The sequence below is a fragment of the Cytobacillus sp. FSL W7-1323 genome (assembly GCF_038595015.1).
Taxonomy (GTDB): Bacteria; Bacillota; Bacilli; order Bacillales; family Cytobacillaceae; genus Cytobacillus; species Cytobacillus kochii.
In genome coordinates this window covers 4119432-4135238 of sequence record NZ_CP151998.1, presented here as the reverse complement: position 1 = coordinate 4135238, position 15807 = coordinate 4119432, and the positions used below count along the sequence as shown (strand labels likewise).

The following is a 15807-nucleotide window of genomic DNA, read 5'->3' as shown; positions in this document are numbered from 1 at the left end:
GGAATTTGTGGGGGTTTTTTTTGTATGGAGCTATCGTTCTAGATGTGTGATGGGGTCAGTAAAAGGAGGAGAACAAATTTCAGTGTGACATATCGCGCTAGCAAGAGTAATCATTGCTTTCGATATAAAATAAGATTGGCTGATTGGTTACTTGATAATAAAATAATTTAATATTGAAGCAACAAATTCGTATTCCAACGTTCACAAATGCATGAACCCTGTGGTAACTAATTATTTTTTTCGTTTGTCAACTTCAATCGCAATGAACAGTGGCAAATAGCTGGGAGTACAACCTTTTGCTACCTTTTCATCTTTGTAAAGACCCGTTTTCTCACCAAGATTCATACAACGTGTACGATTCTTTTCATCATAAACGCCTATCCAGCCTGCGGTGAAATTCATAGCCCATTGAACTTCCGGTTCCTCCTGCATAATATTAGCTTCTAATGCAGATAGCAAGTCTGCGGTGTTATCAGGCGGTGTTTGTCCAGTCCATCTCAATCGCCCTTGATAATACCAGAAAGCTCGCCTTTGAAGAGCAGAAGGACTATTTTTCCATGACTCCATCAATGCAATTTTCTTCTTGTCTTTGGTGAGTTGATTAGCCATTAACCAATCCATTAAGTTATTTCGCTCATCAAAAGTGTGAGTCTGCATATCCTTATCAAGCTTATTTAGCACATCTTGAGAAAGAAGTTTTTTGTCCATAATTAAGATTGCTAATAGTCTAGGCAAAAACTCTTCGGTTGACCAAAGTTCCATAGCTAGTTCGTGATCTTTTTTAATATCCTTCGCGATCTTTCGTAAGTCGCCTAGTTTCGTTTTACTATTGATCTGAAGTAGAATGTGTTCTGCTTTTGAAGATTGCTTTATTTCTGTATCTTTGTTTTTATCCATACTATCCAACTCCTTTTAAAAGCACTGTTTCACAATATGTCCTTGATGGTCTATATAATTTTAATCCGTGGTGGTGTGCCTCCAAAGTTCCCTGTTTTTTATATGTTAGCATATATCGTATTAATGCATTAGGTGTATATGTAGTACGTTTCGTACACATTACAAAATTGTCCTTTCCCATATAATTTCTTTATATTATTATTCAACATCAATAATCATGTACCTTCTCAATTAACCGTCCCTTTAGATAAACAAAAATATCTATTCCATTGATTCTTGTAACCAAAAGTTAATTTTAAGTTTATATTCCTTAAGTATGATTACATTCGAATACTTTAAGGAGGTTTGATTGTGAACAAACTGCTATATCCTATTACAAATTGGGTTTCAACTAAGCGAGGAATGTGGATAACGATTATTGCTTGGTTAGTACTAATGGTTGGATTAAGTGCTGGACCAAATCTTGATGATTTTAAAGTAACAAATTTCCAGTCTCTGCCTGATGAAGCGAAATCCATCATCGCTGAAAAAAAAGTAGAAGACATTTTCCCAAATGAGCAAGGAACACCAGGAATACTTGTATTTCATAATGAAAATGGAGACATAAATATCGACGAATCTAAACAGATTTTAGATGGCATACTAGCTGAAGAAATTAATGGGGTCGAATCAATTCTCAATATTAACCAACTCCAGCCACAAGCGTTGAATACCTTTATCTCTGAAGATGGTTCAACTTTAATTGTTCCAATGGAGCTAGAACAAGGGCTTGGTAATGACGAATATTCGCAAATCAATGAACAAGCTTCTGAAATTGGTAATCATATTGCTAAAAATCTTGAAAGCACTTCCTTTTACATCACAGGCCCGGCAGGAATTGCGGGAGATACGGTTAAATTGTTCGAACAAGCTGATTTTGTCTTACTTATTGCTACAATTGTCATTATTTTAATATTGCTTATTGTCATCTATCGCTCACCATTACTTGCTTTTATTCCTTTACTCGCTACAATTATTGTTTACCAGGTAGTAAATCAAAGTGTGGCCTTAATGGGTGCAGCGGGCCTTGAGATTAATAACTCAACGACTTCAATTATGAGCATCTTGTTGTTTGCAGCTGTCATTGATTATTCATTATTTGTTTTCTCTCGTTACCGTGAGGAACTTAACAAATATGAAAGTAAGTACGAGGCGATGAAATATGCGATGCATGCAACTGGAGAACCTGTATTCTTTGCAGGTGGAACAGTTTTAGCTGCGATGCTCATTTTATTCTTCGCTGATTTTCGTGATTATCAAAACTTTGCTCCTATTTTCGGGATAGCAATGTTCATTATTATGCTGGCATCAATTACGTTAGTTCCAGCTTTATTTACGTTGTTTGGCCGTAGAGCATTCTGGCCAAAGGTGCCGAAATTCAAGATGGAAAAAGAAGTGAAACATGGTATTTGGGGCCCAATTGCAAAATTTGTTGTTAATAAACCCGTCTTATCCGGTGTATTCGTTGCCTTATTTATGATGATCACTGCTTTGAATGTCATAAATCTTAATTATGAATTTGACACAGTGAAAAACTTCCCAGAAGACCTTCCTTCGAGAGTAGGATATGAAATTGTTGAAACAAAATATGACAAAGGAGAGCTGGCTCCTTCCATATTTCTGATTGATAGTGATGAAGCTCTGACACAAGAAGAGCAAACGGCAATTATTGAAGAACTGTATACCTTTGACGAAGTTGCAGCTGTCCGATTGACTGCAATAAATGATGATACAAGCGCCATAAAATTGAATGTAGCTTTGTCTATCAGTCCCTATTCTACAGAAGCCATTGACTTTATTCAGGAATTACAGGATCAAACACCTGAGATTCTTAAGGACCTTTCAGTGGATGGAGAAGCCTATATTAGTGGAGTTACTGCCAAGTTAGTAGATGAGCGAGCAATTAATAACAATGATCTTATTAAGATTGTTATTTTAGAAACTTTACTAATATTAGCGTTATTATTCGTTCTTACACGTTCCATTAAGATGCCAATTTATATGATGGCAACAATCTTACTTTCCTACGTCTCAGCTTTAGGCCTCGGGATATTTCTCATAGATACCCTGTTTGGCTATGAGGCATTAAGTACTCGTGTCCCAATTTATGCTTTTATCTTCCTCGTAGCATTAGGAATAGATTATAACATCATTCTTGTTTCACGTTTTATTGAAGAAAGGAAAACACATCGAGTAAAAAAGGCACTTGAAATCTCAATACGAAATACAGGAGGAGTCATTTCATCCGCCGGTATTATTTTGGCCGCTACTTTTTCTGCTTTAACAACTATGCCCATTGCGGATCTGTTTGTTTTTGGATTCATAGTAGCAATTGGGATTCTGATAGATACATTCCTTGTTCGCGGAATGCTACTACCAGCTTTAATGCTGTTATTTGAGAAAGAAAAAAATCCTTCTCACAATGATCAGTAGACTACAAAGAGATTCTTCTTTGTATAATAACTTTAAGGAGGGTCTCTTTATGAAAATACTTGTTGTAGATGATGATATCTACATTCAACAACTAGTTTCTATACACTTAAGCCGAGAGGGCTATCATGTATATCGGGCTAATCACGCTGAAGAAGCACTATCTTTTTTAGAAGATTCGATAGTTGATTTAGCTATTGTTGACGTCATGATGCCAGGGATGAATGGATTTGAATTGACCAAGCTGTTATCAGAAGACTTTCTTATCCCAGTCATCCTACTAACTGCGAAGGATCAACTGGATGATAAGGAAAAAGGCTTCCTATCCGGTTCGGAAGATTATATTGTTAAGCCATTCGAAGTGAAAGAATTATTGTTCCGTGTTGCTGTCATATTACGGCGTACGCAACGGGCTATGGAAACTGTGATTAAAGTGGGGAATTTAATGATGGATCGTCGAAGCTTCGAGGTAATGATTAATCAACAAACCATTCTTCTACCGTTAAAGGAGTTTGAACTACTCAGTCTCCTTGCTTCACGTGTAAATAAAATTACACCTCGTGCTGCTCTAATCGAGCAAGCGTGGGGATTGGAATATGAAGGCAGCGAACAAACACTTAATACGCATATCAATCGCATCCGAGAACGATTAAAAAGAAATCAATCATTGGTGGAAATTCAAACGATACGAGGAATTGGCTATAAGCTTAAGGTCATACAATGAAGACGCTTTATAGAAAATTCATCTTTGCCACAATTGTCATTTTAACTATAAGTATCATAATTGGGTTTTTATTAGCCAATTGGGTTTACATGACTTCGACAAAAGATAAAGTTGATCAGCAAAATGTAGAGATTGCAGAAGAAATCGCTTCGGGAATTGAGAAAATGCATTCCTCGAGCACCTCTTTTAAGCCTTATTTAGAATCACTTTCTAACCTGGGATATCAGATTTATGTGCTAAGTGAATCGGGTGAAGAGTACTATTTTGGCCAACCTTTTTCTGACAAGGAACTCCCTGAAGAAGCCTTAAAAGTGCTTAATAATAATGAGATTTATCATGGAATGAATAATTTCTCAAATCAATTTTTCATGATGGGTCATTTTTCAAATGAATTAAAAAATACTGTAGGTGTGCCCTCAACCAAGAATGGACAACAATATGGTCTATTCCTACGCCCCGATAACAGGCTGCTTTTTTCTGATATTCACATGATTCTCATGGGTTTCATTGTTGCTGTTGCTTTTGTAAGTATTAGTGGGATGATTTGGTTTGCTAAATACCTTATACAACCAATAACAAAGTTAACTGAAGCGGTAAAAGAAGTAGCACAAGAGAACTTCCATTACTCTTTAAAAATTAAAAGAAACGACGAGATTGGCCAGTTGATAGACAGCTTCATCAGGATGCAAACACAATTGAAACATAATGATGAAGCCCGAAAAGCCTTCATCAATAATGTATCGCATGATTTCCAATCACCATTGATGAATATTCAGGGATATGCAGAAATTTTGAAAGGGAATAAGTTAACAGAAAGGGAGCGTAACGAATATCTGCAAATTATTAACGACGAATCTAAGCGCCTTTCAAATCTTACTAAGCAACTGTTGCTTTTAACATCGCTTGATCAAAGATCTTATCCTATTAAGCTTTCGAACGTCCGATTAGATAAACAGCTTATACAAACGATACGTAGATATCAATGGAGGTTAGAAGAAAAAGAAATTGATATATCTTATAAGCTTCCCCCTCTTTATTTTAGAGCGGACCCTGAACTGATGATTAATGTTTGGGACAACCTGCTTACAAATGCGATAAAATATAATGTTCATGGGGGGAGTATTTTAATTAACCTTTCTCAAACAGATTCTCTGATTACAATTATTATTAAAGATACAGGTATTGGGATGAATGTTGAAGCTATCAGTCAGGTTTTTGATCGCTTTTATCGTGTTGACTCAGCAAGAAGAAAAGATGGGACAGGACTAGGGCTGGCTATAGTTAAGCAAATTCTCGATTTGCATGAAGGGAAAATTACAGTCGACAGTACGGAGGGCGAAGGAACAGCGTTTACAATTTTACTAAAAACAAAAAAAAATAAGGGAGAATGAAGAAATGGAACAAATATGGAGTATTCGATTAATTCGTTTCGCTGCGATATTTGGAATAATAGGCACATTCATTGGCTCTCAAATGTCTGGGAATATGGATTATTCATTAAGGCCCATTCATGCACATATTCTGCTAGTAGGATGGCTATCTGTCTTTGCATGGGGAATTTTTTATCGTGTATATACAATTAAGTATAAAAAGCTTGTTTCTATCCACAGTATTTTGGGAATGATAGGGGCCTTCGGATTGACTATAGGGATGTGGATGTACAACCTAAATCCATTTAATTTAAATGACATTTTTGTGATGGTACTTTTTATTATTGGAGGAACATTACTATTGATGGCATTTTTATTATTCGTCCCTATTACTTTTCTTATTGAAAAACAGGATAAAGATTTATAACTCTTTTATTATTATATAAATGCGTTCTAGATATCGATTTAGGGCGCATTATTTTTATTGCAAGGCGTCAACTTTAGATGCATGGCAGCGTTGAATTCATTTGTCATTTCTCCTTTTTTTATCACCTTGTGTTAGATTGATAGAATTAGATTAAGTTACTATCATAACATTTACCGAACCTGCTCCGTTACCTTAGCAACAGATTAATTTTCGACCTTCATTTCTATCCTCATGATAAAGTAACAAATAAACATAATATAAAAGTAATACCTGATAATGGTGGTGTCATAATAAGCCTTTCTTTCTTGCTTCGAGATATTAGGTTTGCTATTGTATTAAAACCGAGGAATAGGGTAATAACCCATACTAATATGTTTGTAGGTAAAGAACTAAACCCATTCAAGACACCTGTATGTTGCAGAAAAACAAAGCCCATAAATAAGAGAATTATGGCATTTATTACACTCACAATACGTAATTTTTGGGGTAAAACCTTATAATAGCCACCCATTGCGTATTCACCTAATGGATAACCAAGTGAAAGTAATATTTGAAAGACTGATATGGATATAAAGATAATTGCTACAATAATTGATGATAGAGACGCGAATTCCATTTCCTTATCTTTCCTCCAAACTCTTTTTAGTTTTTCTTTTGGTTAAAGCACCCTGCCCCAAGACGAAAAAGAGCTGACGATCCATTTTGATTCCACACTATTAATTCCTGGGCGCTCTTTTCAATGAATACCTCTTACCAAAACATATCTATTTTCCTACTAAAATTTATATTCTCTCTTGGCTAAAAATATCCTTGATCAACTAACCTGCTCCATGAGTAGAAGGAAAATATTTAAAAAACTATTTTTTAAAAGAGACTTTATTTTATCTCTACACTGATTAGAGAACGTTGCAAAATGCGAATCACGCATTCGAGAGAGAAAGTTGAACTGAGAGTGGTGCAAAAGAAGAAACCTCCACAATTGATAAGGAGAATAATGAGCTAAAAGTGATAAACCGGTCATCTAAGAGCTATTCACACCTTGTCTACCACCAAATTCATTGCATTGATTTCAACAATAATCTTTTCGCATTTCCCCATTGCCCACAAGTAGTGCTTGGATGTATTCGCAGCAAAATAGCTATATAGATTGCTTGTTTTTGTCCATTTGTAATGCTTTTTGGTTATGATTTCTTCAGTGGTATGGGTCCTGATAATGTTCATGATTCGCTCATGGCTTAATTTACATTTCATGATTGCTTGGTTGAGTTTCATATCTTGGTAGTTTTCCCAAATTTGTTGATTAAGCGGTTGAATATCTCGCCACTTATACCCGGGTGCCGGCATGGATGGTGTATCTCCGGCCATGCCTTCTCTATACCAGCGTTCCAACATCGCATGCCATTCATATAGGTGCATAAGAATATCACGAAAATTTTTATCCCGCTCAGCTGTCTCGATAGAAAGGCTTCTTTTTCTTACAGGAACAGATTCAATCAGTTTCATTAATGAGTGGAAATGTTGTTCACTTTCCTGTATGAGGCGTTCCTTTGTATCATCCATTTCGGCCATATCCCTCCATTTTCAAATCTATTGTTGCACCCCGTAAATAATAATGCTTAAAAAAACACTAATAAATAAAGTAATCAGCCAGTCTCTTTTTCTTGTCATTTTCAACAGAATATTAAGCACAGCACTAATGAGAAATAGAATAAGAAAAATAATAAAAACGTATATTAATTCCATAGTATACCCCTATAAACGATATTTTGTATGAAAACAATCATATATATGAACATCACAATGGCGCAAAATAAAGCGATCCCTTTATGACCTTGTTGAAATAGAGTAATAGTCATAATAAGTAACATCAACCCTAATAGCAGTAACGACAATGGCTGCAATGTGAAATCTTCCGTTATGAAAATATATGTAATGGTAATTAAAGCGAGAATAGATAAGATCATTTGTAGAATTTTAAGCATACTTTCTCTCCATTCTTAAATTCTTATTAAGGCAGAAAAAAGATTCTTCTACTACAAAAATAATAACAAATATTTCCTTGTTTTACATGATAATGTTTTTAAAGTTTGAAAAAATGTGTATGTTCAGTCCATAAAGTCAATAATTGTACAAATTACCTTGTAATACGATGTACATCGTATTACAATATATTTAGCGACTTTCCAAATAAAGGAGAAACAGAATGGACAAAGAAATCATGAAGGGTAGTATTGATATTTTATTGCTTTCATTATTATCTAAAAAAAATATGTACGGATATGAGATGGTGAAGAGCTTAAAGGAAAACAGTCATGAGTTGTATAACATGAGTGAAGGGACATTGTATCCGGCTTTAAAGAGGCTGGAGAAGAATGGCTGGATTGAAGCGTATTGGGAAGATTCACAGCTTGGTGGTCGAAGGAAGTATTATCAATTAACAAACGGGGGAAAAACAGAATTAAGTAGGAAACTAGGCGAGTGGCAAAAAGTAAATGATTTGATTAACGTAACAACGGAGGGGCTCAAGTGGACAAAGAGATTGAATCCTATATCAACCAAATTGTAAATACAATTGATTGTGATCATGTTGAAAAACAAGAGATCATTGATGAAATGAAAGACCATATTTTTTTACTGATGGCAAGAGTGAAAAAGAGGCCGTACAGTTGGCTCTAGCTGATTTTGGCAATCAGAAAAGTATTGCACATGGTTATAATCAATCTATCTTCCCATTCTATTGGCTCTATAAAGTGAGTAGCTGGTTGCTGTTTTCATTGTTTACGCTAGTCGTCTTATGGCAGTTAATTATCGGTCGGCTCTTGGAGAGAGTAATGAATTACGCTAATGGTTATGTAGATAATTTTTATTTTTTCTCAAGAGAAGCACAAATGAGCTTTTTTAACTTTAATTTATCTGAATGGGGCATGAATGTAAATATTATTCCTTTTAAAACGACAATCACCTATCTTTTAGGTGCTGATCGCTTTAATTTGGATATTATTATCACTAACACAATTGGAAATATCCTTATTTTTCTGCCATTAGGATTATTGCTCCCGGTGCTTTTTAAACATTGTCGTCTTTTTTCAATCGTAACCATCACGGCCATTACTGCGAGTTTTTCTATTGAGCTTCTACAGTTTTTCTTGCAGGTCGGCCAGTTTGATATTGATGATATTATCCTCAATACGATGGGTGCAATGGTAGGTTACTTGATGTTTAAAACGATCTTTAAGGTGAATTTGTTCATAAAGGAAGCTAATTTAAAACTGAATAAAGGATAAAAGAAGAGTTGGTTCGAGTTTACGAACCAACTCTTTTTAGGTATTTATTCTCAAAAATTAGATTTTTCATAAATAAACGTTTCTAAACGAGCTTGAAAAGTGTATAATTACACTAAATTAAACAAAATGAGGTATAAGATGATTGTGATCATTTGTTTACTTCTTGGCTCGGTATTGGCCATTTTTGGTCAAGATTTTGCTTATTCCCTTCATGCCATTTTGCCTAATGTTTATCCACTCACTTTTTTAGCAATCGTAACGATAAGCAGTTATTTATTTTATATGCTAGCGATTGCGATAACATTTTACAGAGTAATTAAACATAAAATGAAGGTAAAATACTTGGAGATTCTTGGAGTGGTAGTTATTATAAGCTTCATCATGTCAAGCTGGTCAACTTTTGTGTTAGCCATGTGGTGGAGTTAAGAAAGGTGGAGGTTATATTGTCGAGTGATGAAGAGTTGATGGTAGAAAAGGCGAAAAAGACTAGTAATAAAGTGAAAGAAGAAAGAAAAGAAGGGGAACCATCAGCAGCTTTTAAAGGTGCTTCATGGGCAGCCCTATTCGTAGGTGTGACTGCTTATATAATTGGTCTATTTAATGCTGCAATGGAACTCAATGAGAAGGGCTATTATTTTGCTGTTCTAATATTTGGATTGTATGCCGCTGTTTCTTTACAAAAGGCGGTAAGAGACAAGGAAGATGGTATTTCTGTGACGGGTATTTATTACGGGATCAGTTGGTTCGCTTTAATTGTCGCCGTTTCATTAATGGCCATTGGGTTATATAACGCTGGTAGTATTATTCTAAGTGAAAAGGGATTTTATGCGATGGCTTTTGTCCTTAGCTTATTTGCAAGTGTCGCAGTGCAAAAGAATATTCGTGATACGCAAGCTGCAAGGGATCGAGAATAATAGAGGAAAAAAGGGAAAATGCAGTAAATATAGCTATCTATTGCTTTTCCCTACAGTCCGAAACAAAAAGGGGTGTATGAATGCCATCAGAAGATAGAAAGAAAAAGGAAGAGAACCAACCCACAGTTACGCTAAATGATAGCATCAATAAAAGTCAGAGTCCGTCACCTGATGTAAGTGGGATGGGCTGGAAGGATTTACTCTTACTCGTAATCATTGTTATTGGGGGTTTTTTCTTTTATCAGTGGTTCTTTTGATACTGGGAAAAGTAGCTCTCGATAGAAACCTTTATTATCCCTGTGTTAACAAATAGCGTCTAATCGGTGGTGGGTATATCAATAAACAAACAATATTCGAACAGTTAATGGAAAAAAGGGAAAATCTATATCATCCCATGCCTTTTGAAGACTTAACAAAGATCTATCATGATTTTGGTGATTCGTATCCATTAGAAGATTTATCTGCAGATTTAAATACATACTGGATGAATATAGCAGCAGGTAGTCTAAGTTACATTGCCAATAACCGCATAGATCAGCTTTCACAAAGGCAAGTATCATTATTGACATCCAACTTTTTTGAGCATTTCCCTACATATGAATTTTTAAAATGGATAATAAGAAATTATCCTCATTTTTTAGATGAATATAGGATGTACGATGAGGTACGTGTGTTACTGTTAACGTATATTTAGTGGAGTAGAAGTTAATGAATATGGAAACAAATTTTTATTAGCTGAAGTTTCAGTTTATGCTATTAGTTGTTTCTTATATATTTAGGTACATAAAGAGTGGCTATAGGAAAATGTGTCCTATATACTAATTAAGCAATAAGATTTTCATTTAGTTGGGAGTAGAAGCCATGGGGTTTGGGGATATGTTTTCATTGGTGAATGGAATCATAATATTGACATTTGTTCTTATCATTCCTACCTTACTGATCATTGTATTTGTAGCAGCGAGTAAGGTCATAAAAAGGTATTTAAAAAACGGAGAATTGATGGAGGAGAAATTAAGAATGGAGCTTGATGAAAGGCAGAAACTAGAGCATCGTGTAACGGAGCTAGAAAATCAATTGAAGATGAAGCAAAAATAAAGTAAACCGTTATTTTATAATAACGGCTTAAAGGTGTTCAAGTCATTTCTATCAATACTCCCCCTATTGCGCCAGCTAAAACAATGAGCCACGGGGGGAGTTTCCAATAAACCAACATAAAGAATAATATAGCTGCTAAGGAAAAATCTAATGGCGTAATAATAGCACTCGTCCATATGGGCATATAAAAGGCTGATATTAGTATTCCAACAACAGCAGCGTTAATGGCAATAAATGCTCCTCTTATGTGATGATTCTTCCTTAATGCATGCCAAAAAGGTAAGACACCAAAGATAAGTAGTATGGCAGGTAAAAAGATAGAAAATGTTGCAATCATGCCTCCTAACCAACCATTCATATCAGCGCCAATAAATGCTGCGAAGGTAAATAGTGGACCAGGCACAGCCTGCGCAGCGGCATAACCAGATAAAAAGGCTTCCTCACTAATGAATCCAGTAGGAACAAATTCTCTTTCTAATAAGGGAAGAACTACATGTCCTCCTCCAAATACCAATGCCCCAGCCCGGTAGAAACTGTCAACCATACTTAGCCAAGTACTTGAAATTATACTGTTTAAAATCGGAAGGATGGTTAAAAGCCCGAAAAATAAACTTAAACAAACCAATCCTACTTTCTTTGATAATGGTACTTGTAATGATAAACCGTCATGCTCCTCTTTTTTACTAAACATAAAATAACCAAGCAATCCAGCTACCAGAATGACCCCAATCTGCGATAGGTTATGGGGAATAAGTAAGGTGATTAAAAGCGCGAATAAAGCGATTGATTTTCTAGTCAAGTCAGGGGTTAAACTCTTAGCCATCCCTAAAATGGCATGAGCAACAATGACTACAGCAACTATTTTCAACCCTTGGATGATGCCAAATTCCACTAGACCAAGCTGTTGAGCAAAGTAAGCGAATAAAATAAGAGCAATGACTGAGGGCATTGTAAAGCCAATAAAAGATACAATCCCACCTAAAACGCCACCTCTCATGACACCAATGCCAATTCCGACTTGACTGCTTGCAGGGCCAGGTAGAAATTGACTTAATGCTACGAGATCAGCATAACTTTTTTCGTCCATCCATTTTCTTTTTCGAACATATTCCTGATGAAAATAACCTAAATGTGCGACTGGTCCTCCAAAAGAAGTGAAACCAAGTCTTGTTGATACAATGAAAATCTCAAGTAGTTTTTTAAAGTATTGCATGCAGGACTCCTTTACTCTTTAATTTCTTTGAATAATTCATAGGCCTTTGCTCTTGCTTCAATTAAAATAGCTTCACCTTTTTCAGTAATGCGATAATATTTTCTTATTTTCCCATCTACCAATTGGTCTTCTTTTAGCAACAAACCATCAGCTTCCATTCCGTGGAATATAGGGTATAGTGTACCTGCACTAATGGTATAACCATGTTCTCTTAATTCGTCTAACATCCAGCTTCCATATATGGGATGCTCTTTGGCATGATGTAAAATATGAATATGGATAAAGCCTAAAAATAACTTTCTTAATATCTTATTGTTTTCCAACCATAAGGACTCCCTTTGTTTTCTAATAACGATATCGGTTTTCGATAACAATATTAATATAAAAGACTTTAGATGTAAATAATTAATAAATGAAAATTAACTTTGACTACTTATTGTTTTTTCTGATAATATAAATATGTTAAAACAAAATATATAAAAAATTACGGTCATGTGTTGACGTGAGACCTCATAAATACATTAGCTAATGTTTAGTTAATGGGTATTTATGAGGTCTTTTTTATTTGAAAAGGAGAGATTGGATGTCTAAGAAGAGAAGAATGCGTCGAATATTTGCTGAAGACGGTAAAGCATTAGTGCTTGCCCTAGATGGCTATTACTTTTCTAACAAAACAGAGGGGATTGATAGGGCCATTCATGTGTTACCTCAAATGGTAAACCAAGGTTTAGATGCCATATTAGTTACTTACGGAATGGCCAATATCTATGAGGAAGAGTTTCCAGATGTAGGGATGCTTTTGCGAGTGGATATGTCGAGTAAAATTTATGATCCAAGTGTACCGTATACACAAGCTGCTTTTTCAGTTGAAGATGCAGTGCGCTTAGGAGCAGATGGGGTCATTTCTATGACTTTCCCTGGTGCTGAAAATGAGGAAGTAGCTCATGATATTGCTTTGAAATTAGCGAAAGAAGCAGATCACTGGCAGATGCCTTATATGTGTGAAACATTACCTTATGGTTATGCTGTAACAAATGAGGCTTCCAAAAGTCCTGACGTTATTGCTACTGCTGCTAGACTAGGAACGGAACTAGGTGCAGATATTATAAAAACTAGATTTACTGGTACAAAAGATGATCAGTTAATTATTCAAGCTGCTAAACGGCCTGTATTAGCATTAGGCGGGCCTAAAACAAATGATTTTCAAGAATATCTTGAATTTGTTCATCATTGTATGAGTGTGGGAGCGAAAGGAGTTGCGGTAGGGAGAAACGTAACGCAAAATGATCATCCTGTTGCTGCTATAGCGGCACTCCATACGATTATTCATAAAGGTGGCACTGTTGCCGATGCCTATCAGGATTATAAGGCATTAAGCCAAAGATAGGATCATAGACTTGAAGTAAAACAGATTGACACTATTATGTAAGCGTTTTACGATAAAATTATCAAAAAATAGAAGGTGTCATATGTTTAATGAAAAAACAGTTATCCCATCCATTCGACAGTTAAAATATTTAGATGATGCTTTAAAGAGTCAGTCACCATTTATATTGTTATCTGATGTTCATATTGGGAACTTAGGTCAATTAACAAAAAGATGCCATGAACATAATAAAAAGGTACTTGTTCATATTGATTTAGTCGAAGGGTTAACAAAGGATGCAAAAGGAGTAAAGTGGTTGAAGGATTTATTTAAAGTGGATGGGGTCATTTCACCTAATCAGCGTGTACTTCAACAAGCGAGGAAGATAGGATTAATAGCAATCTATCGAATTTTTCTATTGGATTCACGTTCTTTTGAACAATCTCTCAGTGCTTTAAATGGATCGCAATTCGATGCAGTAGAAGTCTTACCAGGTCCATTTGCAACACAGTATATTAAACGTATTAGAGAGGTTTTACCACATACACCTTTGTTGGCAGGTGGATTTATTGATCAAAAAGAACAACTTGATTCTGTTTTTAAAGCTGGCTTTTTGGCTGTAACAACTAGTCAATCTTCTTTATGGTTATTTTGACAACAAAATAGATTTGAGGGTTCAGTGTCCATGAGAAATAACCCCCATAAGGAATTGGTATGTCTAGTACCGTTTCTTTGTGGGGGATTTTTTATTTAAAAAAAGTTTAGGGGGAGCGTTATGGAGCTTATAAATTGGATTATTGATTTAGGTCCATCTGTCATGATGCCGATTATTTTCTTTCTATTGGCATTATGCTTTAGGGTACCTATTGGTAAAGCGTTTAAAGCAGCCATGCTAGTTGGGATTGGTTTTGTGGGTATTAATCTCATTATTACCTTATTGCTTGAAAGCATTGGACCAGCAGCAGAATCTATGGTTGAGCGTTTTAATTTGAACTTAACGATTATAGACCCAGGCTGGCCAGTAGCTGCAGCAATTGGTTGGGGGTCACCAATAGTGCCATTCGCTGTTTTTGGGCTTATACTAGTAAATATAATTTTGCTTTTCTTGAAGGCAACAAAAACAGTGAATATTGATATCTTTAATTTTTGGATTTTTATGATTGTTGGTGCAATTGTTTACACGCTATCAGGGAATATTTGGTTAGGAGTTATAGCATCGATTGTCCATTTTCTGGTAACACTCTATATCGCTGATAAGACGGCTTCACGTATACAAGAAGATTATCAATTAAAAGGGATTTCATTTCCGCATGGGACCACAGCCATTTTTGTTCCTGTAGGTATAGCGATTAATTGGATCATAGAAAGAATTCCAGGTTTAAGGGATGTAAAGGCAGATCCTGAAACGGTTACAAAGAAGTTTGGGATATTTGGAGAGCCCATGACATTGGGCGCATTAATTGGAACATTATTGGGGATTTTAGCTGGTTTCGATGTAGCTGCTGTCCTGACTCTTGGTATAACGGTTGCGGCAGTAATGGTTCTACTACCTAAAATGGTCGATGTGCTTGTGGAAGGATTAAATATTATTAGAGAAGCTGCCGAGACGTTTTTAAAAAGAAGGTTCCCAGATCGAGAGTTTTATATTGCGATGGACACGGCATTATTGATTGCAAGACCGTCGGTGTTAGCTACGGGTTTACTAATGATACCAACGACATTATTACTTGCTGTTATTTTACCAGGTAATCGTTTATTGCCATTCACTGATTTGGCATCGCTTTCATTTCTGTTTGCCATGTGTGCGCCCTACCTTAAACAAAATATGGTGAGATTATATATAACCGGAATAGCGATTATGACATTAGTGCTCTATATAGGGACCGATATAGCTGCTGGATTTACAGAAGCTGCTAACCTATCTAATGTCGCTTTACCTAGTAGTTTTCATAAAGAGACCGAGCTTGCTAATCTTGTTGGGGGAGCGACCACACCGTTAGGGTGGATAATTATTAAGATTGCTGGATTATTATCTTAGGGGGTAGAAC

At 35.7% G+C, this 15807-nt stretch carries 22 protein-coding genes; 15 read left to right on the top strand and 7 right to left on the bottom strand.

Annotation, left to right across the window (positions count from 1 at the left end; all coding sequences use genetic code 11):
- Positions 1 to 231: 231 nt before the first annotated feature.
- Positions 232 to 897, bottom strand: a complete 666-nt coding sequence (locus tag MKX67_RS21040) for a DNA alkylation repair protein (protein WP_342488726.1) — start codon at positions 895 to 897, stop codon at positions 232 to 234.
- Positions 898 to 1248: 351 nt separating this feature from the next.
- On the opposite strand from MKX67_RS21040, the gene MKX67_RS21035 reads away from it, so the two are divergent.
- From MKX67_RS21035 to MKX67_RS21020, 4 genes are read left to right on the top strand one after another with little or no spacing between them, the layout of a single operon-like run.
- Positions 1249 to 3369, top strand: coding sequence for an MMPL family transporter (locus MKX67_RS21035; RefSeq protein ID WP_342488725.1), 2121 nt, complete (start codon positions 1249 to 1251; stop codon positions 3367 to 3369).
- Positions 3370 to 3418: 49 nt separating this feature from the next.
- Positions 3419 to 4090: a response regulator transcription factor gene (locus MKX67_RS21030; protein WP_307316091.1), complete on the top strand. Its 672-nt coding sequence runs from the start codon at positions 3419 to 3421 to the stop codon at positions 4088 to 4090.
- Positions 4087 to 5481 carry an ATP-binding protein gene (locus tag MKX67_RS21025; RefSeq protein WP_342488724.1) on the top strand — a complete coding sequence of 465 codons (1395 nt, stop codon included), beginning with the start codon at positions 4087 to 4089 and terminating at the stop codon, positions 5479 to 5481. The genes MKX67_RS21030 and MKX67_RS21025 overlap by 4 nt, the downstream gene beginning before the upstream one ends.
- A 4-nt stretch (positions 5482 to 5485) precedes the next feature.
- Entirely contained in the window at positions 5486 to 5887 is a 402-nt protein-coding gene (locus tag MKX67_RS21020; RefSeq protein WP_307316089.1) for a hypothetical protein, read from the top strand.
- Between the two features lie 229 nt (positions 5888 to 6116).
- Here the strand turns inward: MKX67_RS21020 and MKX67_RS21015 are convergent, their stop codons facing one another.
- The 4 genes from MKX67_RS21015 to MKX67_RS21000 all read right to left on the bottom strand — a co-directional run bounded on the left by MKX67_RS21015 (position 6117) and on the right by MKX67_RS21000 (position 7869).
- The gene (locus MKX67_RS21015; protein WP_342488723.1) at positions 6117 to 6503 is read right to left on the bottom strand and encodes a hypothetical protein; all 387 of its coding nucleotides are present in this window, start codon (positions 6501 to 6503) and stop codon (positions 6117 to 6119) included.
- A gap of 416 nt (positions 6504 to 6919) precedes the next feature.
- On the bottom strand, positions 6920 to 7447 hold the full coding sequence (locus tag MKX67_RS21010; RefSeq protein WP_307316087.1) for a ClbS/DfsB family four-helix bundle protein: 528 nt from the start codon (positions 7445 to 7447) through the stop codon (positions 6920 to 6922).
- A 27-nt stretch (positions 7448 to 7474) separates the two neighbouring features.
- Entirely contained in the window at positions 7475 to 7630 is a 156-nt protein-coding gene (locus MKX67_RS21005; RefSeq protein WP_180316918.1) for a hypothetical protein, read from the bottom strand.
- The gene (locus tag MKX67_RS21000) at positions 7621 to 7869 is read right to left on the bottom strand and encodes a hypothetical protein (RefSeq protein ID WP_289434757.1); all 249 of its coding nucleotides are present in this window, start codon (positions 7867 to 7869) and stop codon (positions 7621 to 7623) included. Before MKX67_RS21000 ends, MKX67_RS21005 begins: the two co-directional genes overlap by 10 nt.
- Before the next feature lie 221 nt (positions 7870 to 8090).
- Between MKX67_RS21000 and MKX67_RS20995 the strand changes: the two genes are divergently transcribed.
- The 8 genes from MKX67_RS20995 to MKX67_RS20960 all read left to right on the top strand — a co-directional run bounded on the left by MKX67_RS20995 (position 8091) and on the right by MKX67_RS20960 (position 11180).
- The gene (locus tag MKX67_RS20995) at positions 8091 to 8453 is read left to right on the top strand and encodes a PadR family transcriptional regulator (RefSeq protein WP_307316080.1); all 363 of its coding nucleotides are present in this window, start codon (positions 8091 to 8093) and stop codon (positions 8451 to 8453) included.
- Positions 8414 to 8563 (top strand): hypothetical protein, encoded by a 150-nt coding sequence (locus MKX67_RS20990; protein ID WP_342488722.1) that lies wholly within the window; start codon positions 8414 to 8416, stop codon positions 8561 to 8563. The genes MKX67_RS20995 and MKX67_RS20990 overlap by 40 nt, the downstream gene beginning before the upstream one ends.
- Positions 8554 to 9171: a VanZ family protein gene (locus MKX67_RS20985; RefSeq protein ID WP_342488721.1), complete on the top strand. Its 618-nt coding sequence runs from the start codon at positions 8554 to 8556 to the stop codon at positions 9169 to 9171. The genes MKX67_RS20990 and MKX67_RS20985 overlap by 10 nt, the downstream gene beginning before the upstream one ends.
- Positions 9172 to 9309: 138 nt before the next feature.
- Positions 9310 to 9597 carry a hypothetical protein gene (locus tag MKX67_RS20980; protein WP_307316074.1) on the top strand — a complete coding sequence of 96 codons (288 nt, stop codon included), beginning with the start codon at positions 9310 to 9312 and terminating at the stop codon, positions 9595 to 9597.
- A gap of 17 nt (positions 9598 to 9614) precedes the next feature.
- Complete coding sequence (gene yiaA, locus MKX67_RS20975) at positions 9615 to 10085, top strand: inner membrane protein YiaA (protein WP_342488720.1); 471 nt, start codon at positions 9615 to 9617, stop codon at positions 10083 to 10085.
- Between the two features lie 80 nt (positions 10086 to 10165).
- On the top strand, positions 10166 to 10342 hold the full coding sequence (locus MKX67_RS20970) for a DUF6366 family protein (RefSeq protein ID WP_095371714.1): 177 nt from the start codon (positions 10166 to 10168) through the stop codon (positions 10340 to 10342).
- 107 nt (positions 10343 to 10449) lie between these two features.
- Positions 10450 to 10779, top strand: a complete 330-nt coding sequence (locus MKX67_RS20965; protein ID WP_342488719.1) for a YxiJ family protein — start codon at positions 10450 to 10452, stop codon at positions 10777 to 10779.
- A 167-nt stretch (positions 10780 to 10946) separates the two neighbouring features.
- The gene (locus MKX67_RS20960) at positions 10947 to 11180 is read left to right on the top strand and encodes a hypothetical protein (RefSeq protein ID WP_095371716.1); all 234 of its coding nucleotides are present in this window, start codon (positions 10947 to 10949) and stop codon (positions 11178 to 11180) included.
- A 37-nt stretch (positions 11181 to 11217) separates the two neighbouring features.
- Here MKX67_RS20960 and chrA read toward each other — a convergent pair whose 3' ends face one another.
- Both chrA and MKX67_RS20950 read right to left on the bottom strand, forming a co-directional pair.
- A complete protein-coding gene (gene chrA, locus MKX67_RS20955) occupies positions 11218 to 12393 on the bottom strand; it encodes a chromate efflux transporter (protein ID WP_340976641.1) in 1176 nt (391 codons plus the stop codon).
- A gap of 11 nt (positions 12394 to 12404) precedes the next feature.
- Entirely contained in the window at positions 12405 to 12716 is a 312-nt protein-coding gene (locus MKX67_RS20950) for a PadR family transcriptional regulator (protein ID WP_180316920.1), read from the bottom strand.
- A gap of 260 nt (positions 12717 to 12976) precedes the next feature.
- Between MKX67_RS20950 and MKX67_RS20945 the strand changes: the two genes are divergently transcribed.
- The 3 genes from MKX67_RS20945 (at position 12977) to MKX67_RS20935 (ending at position 15797) form a co-directional block, all read left to right on the top strand.
- Positions 12977 to 13780, top strand: coding sequence for a hypothetical protein (locus MKX67_RS20945; protein ID WP_340976640.1), 804 nt, complete (start codon positions 12977 to 12979; stop codon positions 13778 to 13780).
- A gap of 82 nt (positions 13781 to 13862) precedes the next feature.
- Complete coding sequence (locus MKX67_RS20940) at positions 13863 to 14414, top strand: glycerol-3-phosphate responsive antiterminator (protein WP_095371719.1); 552 nt, start codon at positions 13863 to 13865, stop codon at positions 14412 to 14414.
- 120 nt (positions 14415 to 14534) lie between these two features.
- Positions 14535 to 15797, top strand: coding sequence for a PTS transporter subunit IIC (locus MKX67_RS20935; RefSeq protein WP_342488718.1), 1263 nt, complete (start codon positions 14535 to 14537; stop codon positions 15795 to 15797).
- Positions 15798 to 15807: the final 10 nt, after the last annotated feature.

Bases quoted from the DNA above. Each gene is read 5' to 3' on its own strand.
- MKX67_RS20970 (WP_095371714.1), top strand. From the start codon at position 10,166: ATGCCATCAGAAGATAGAAAGAAAAAGGAAGAGAACCAACCCACAGTT.
- MKX67_RS21015 (WP_342488723.1), bottom strand. From the start codon at position 6,503: ATGGAATTCGCGTCTCTATCATCAATTATTGTAGCAATTATCTTTATA.
- MKX67_RS21000 (WP_289434757.1), bottom strand. From the start codon at position 7,869: ATGCTTAAAATTCTACAAATGATCTTATCTATTCTCGCTTTAATTACC.
- MKX67_RS21020 (WP_307316089.1), top strand. From the start codon at position 5,486: ATGGAACAAATATGGAGTATTCGATTAATTCGTTTCGCTGCGATATTT.
- chrA (WP_340976641.1), bottom strand. From the start codon at position 12,393: ATGCAATACTTTAAAAAACTACTTGAGATTTTCATTGTATCAACAAGA.
- MKX67_RS20945 (WP_340976640.1), top strand. From the start codon at position 12,977: ATGTCTAAGAAGAGAAGAATGCGTCGAATATTTGCTGAAGACGGTAAA.
- MKX67_RS20980 (WP_307316074.1), top strand. From the start codon at position 9,310: ATGATTGTGATCATTTGTTTACTTCTTGGCTCGGTATTGGCCATTTTT.
- MKX67_RS20960 (WP_095371716.1), top strand. From the start codon at position 10,947: ATGGGGTTTGGGGATATGTTTTCATTGGTGAATGGAATCATAATATTG.
- MKX67_RS21025 (WP_342488724.1), top strand. From the start codon at position 4,087: ATGAAGACGCTTTATAGAAAATTCATCTTTGCCACAATTGTCATTTTA.
- MKX67_RS21040 (WP_342488726.1), bottom strand. From the start codon at position 897: ATGGATAAAAACAAAGATACAGAAATAAAGCAATCTTCAAAAGCAGAA.
- MKX67_RS20995 (WP_307316080.1), top strand. From the start codon at position 8,091: ATGGACAAAGAAATCATGAAGGGTAGTATTGATATTTTATTGCTTTCA.
- MKX67_RS21030 (WP_307316091.1), top strand. From the start codon at position 3,419: ATGAAAATACTTGTTGTAGATGATGATATCTACATTCAACAACTAGTT.
- MKX67_RS20935 (WP_342488718.1), top strand. From the start codon at position 14,535: ATGGAGCTTATAAATTGGATTATTGATTTAGGTCCATCTGTCATGATG.
- MKX67_RS21005 (WP_180316918.1), bottom strand. From the start codon at position 7,630: ATGGAATTAATATACGTTTTTATTATTTTTCTTATTCTATTTCTCATT.
- MKX67_RS20965 (WP_342488719.1), top strand. From the start codon at position 10,450: ATGGAAAAAAGGGAAAATCTATATCATCCCATGCCTTTTGAAGACTTA.
- MKX67_RS21010 (WP_307316087.1), bottom strand. From the start codon at position 7,447: ATGGATGATACAAAGGAACGCCTCATACAGGAAAGTGAACAACATTTC.
- MKX67_RS20940 (WP_095371719.1), top strand. From the start codon at position 13,863: ATGTTTAATGAAAAAACAGTTATCCCATCCATTCGACAGTTAAAATAT.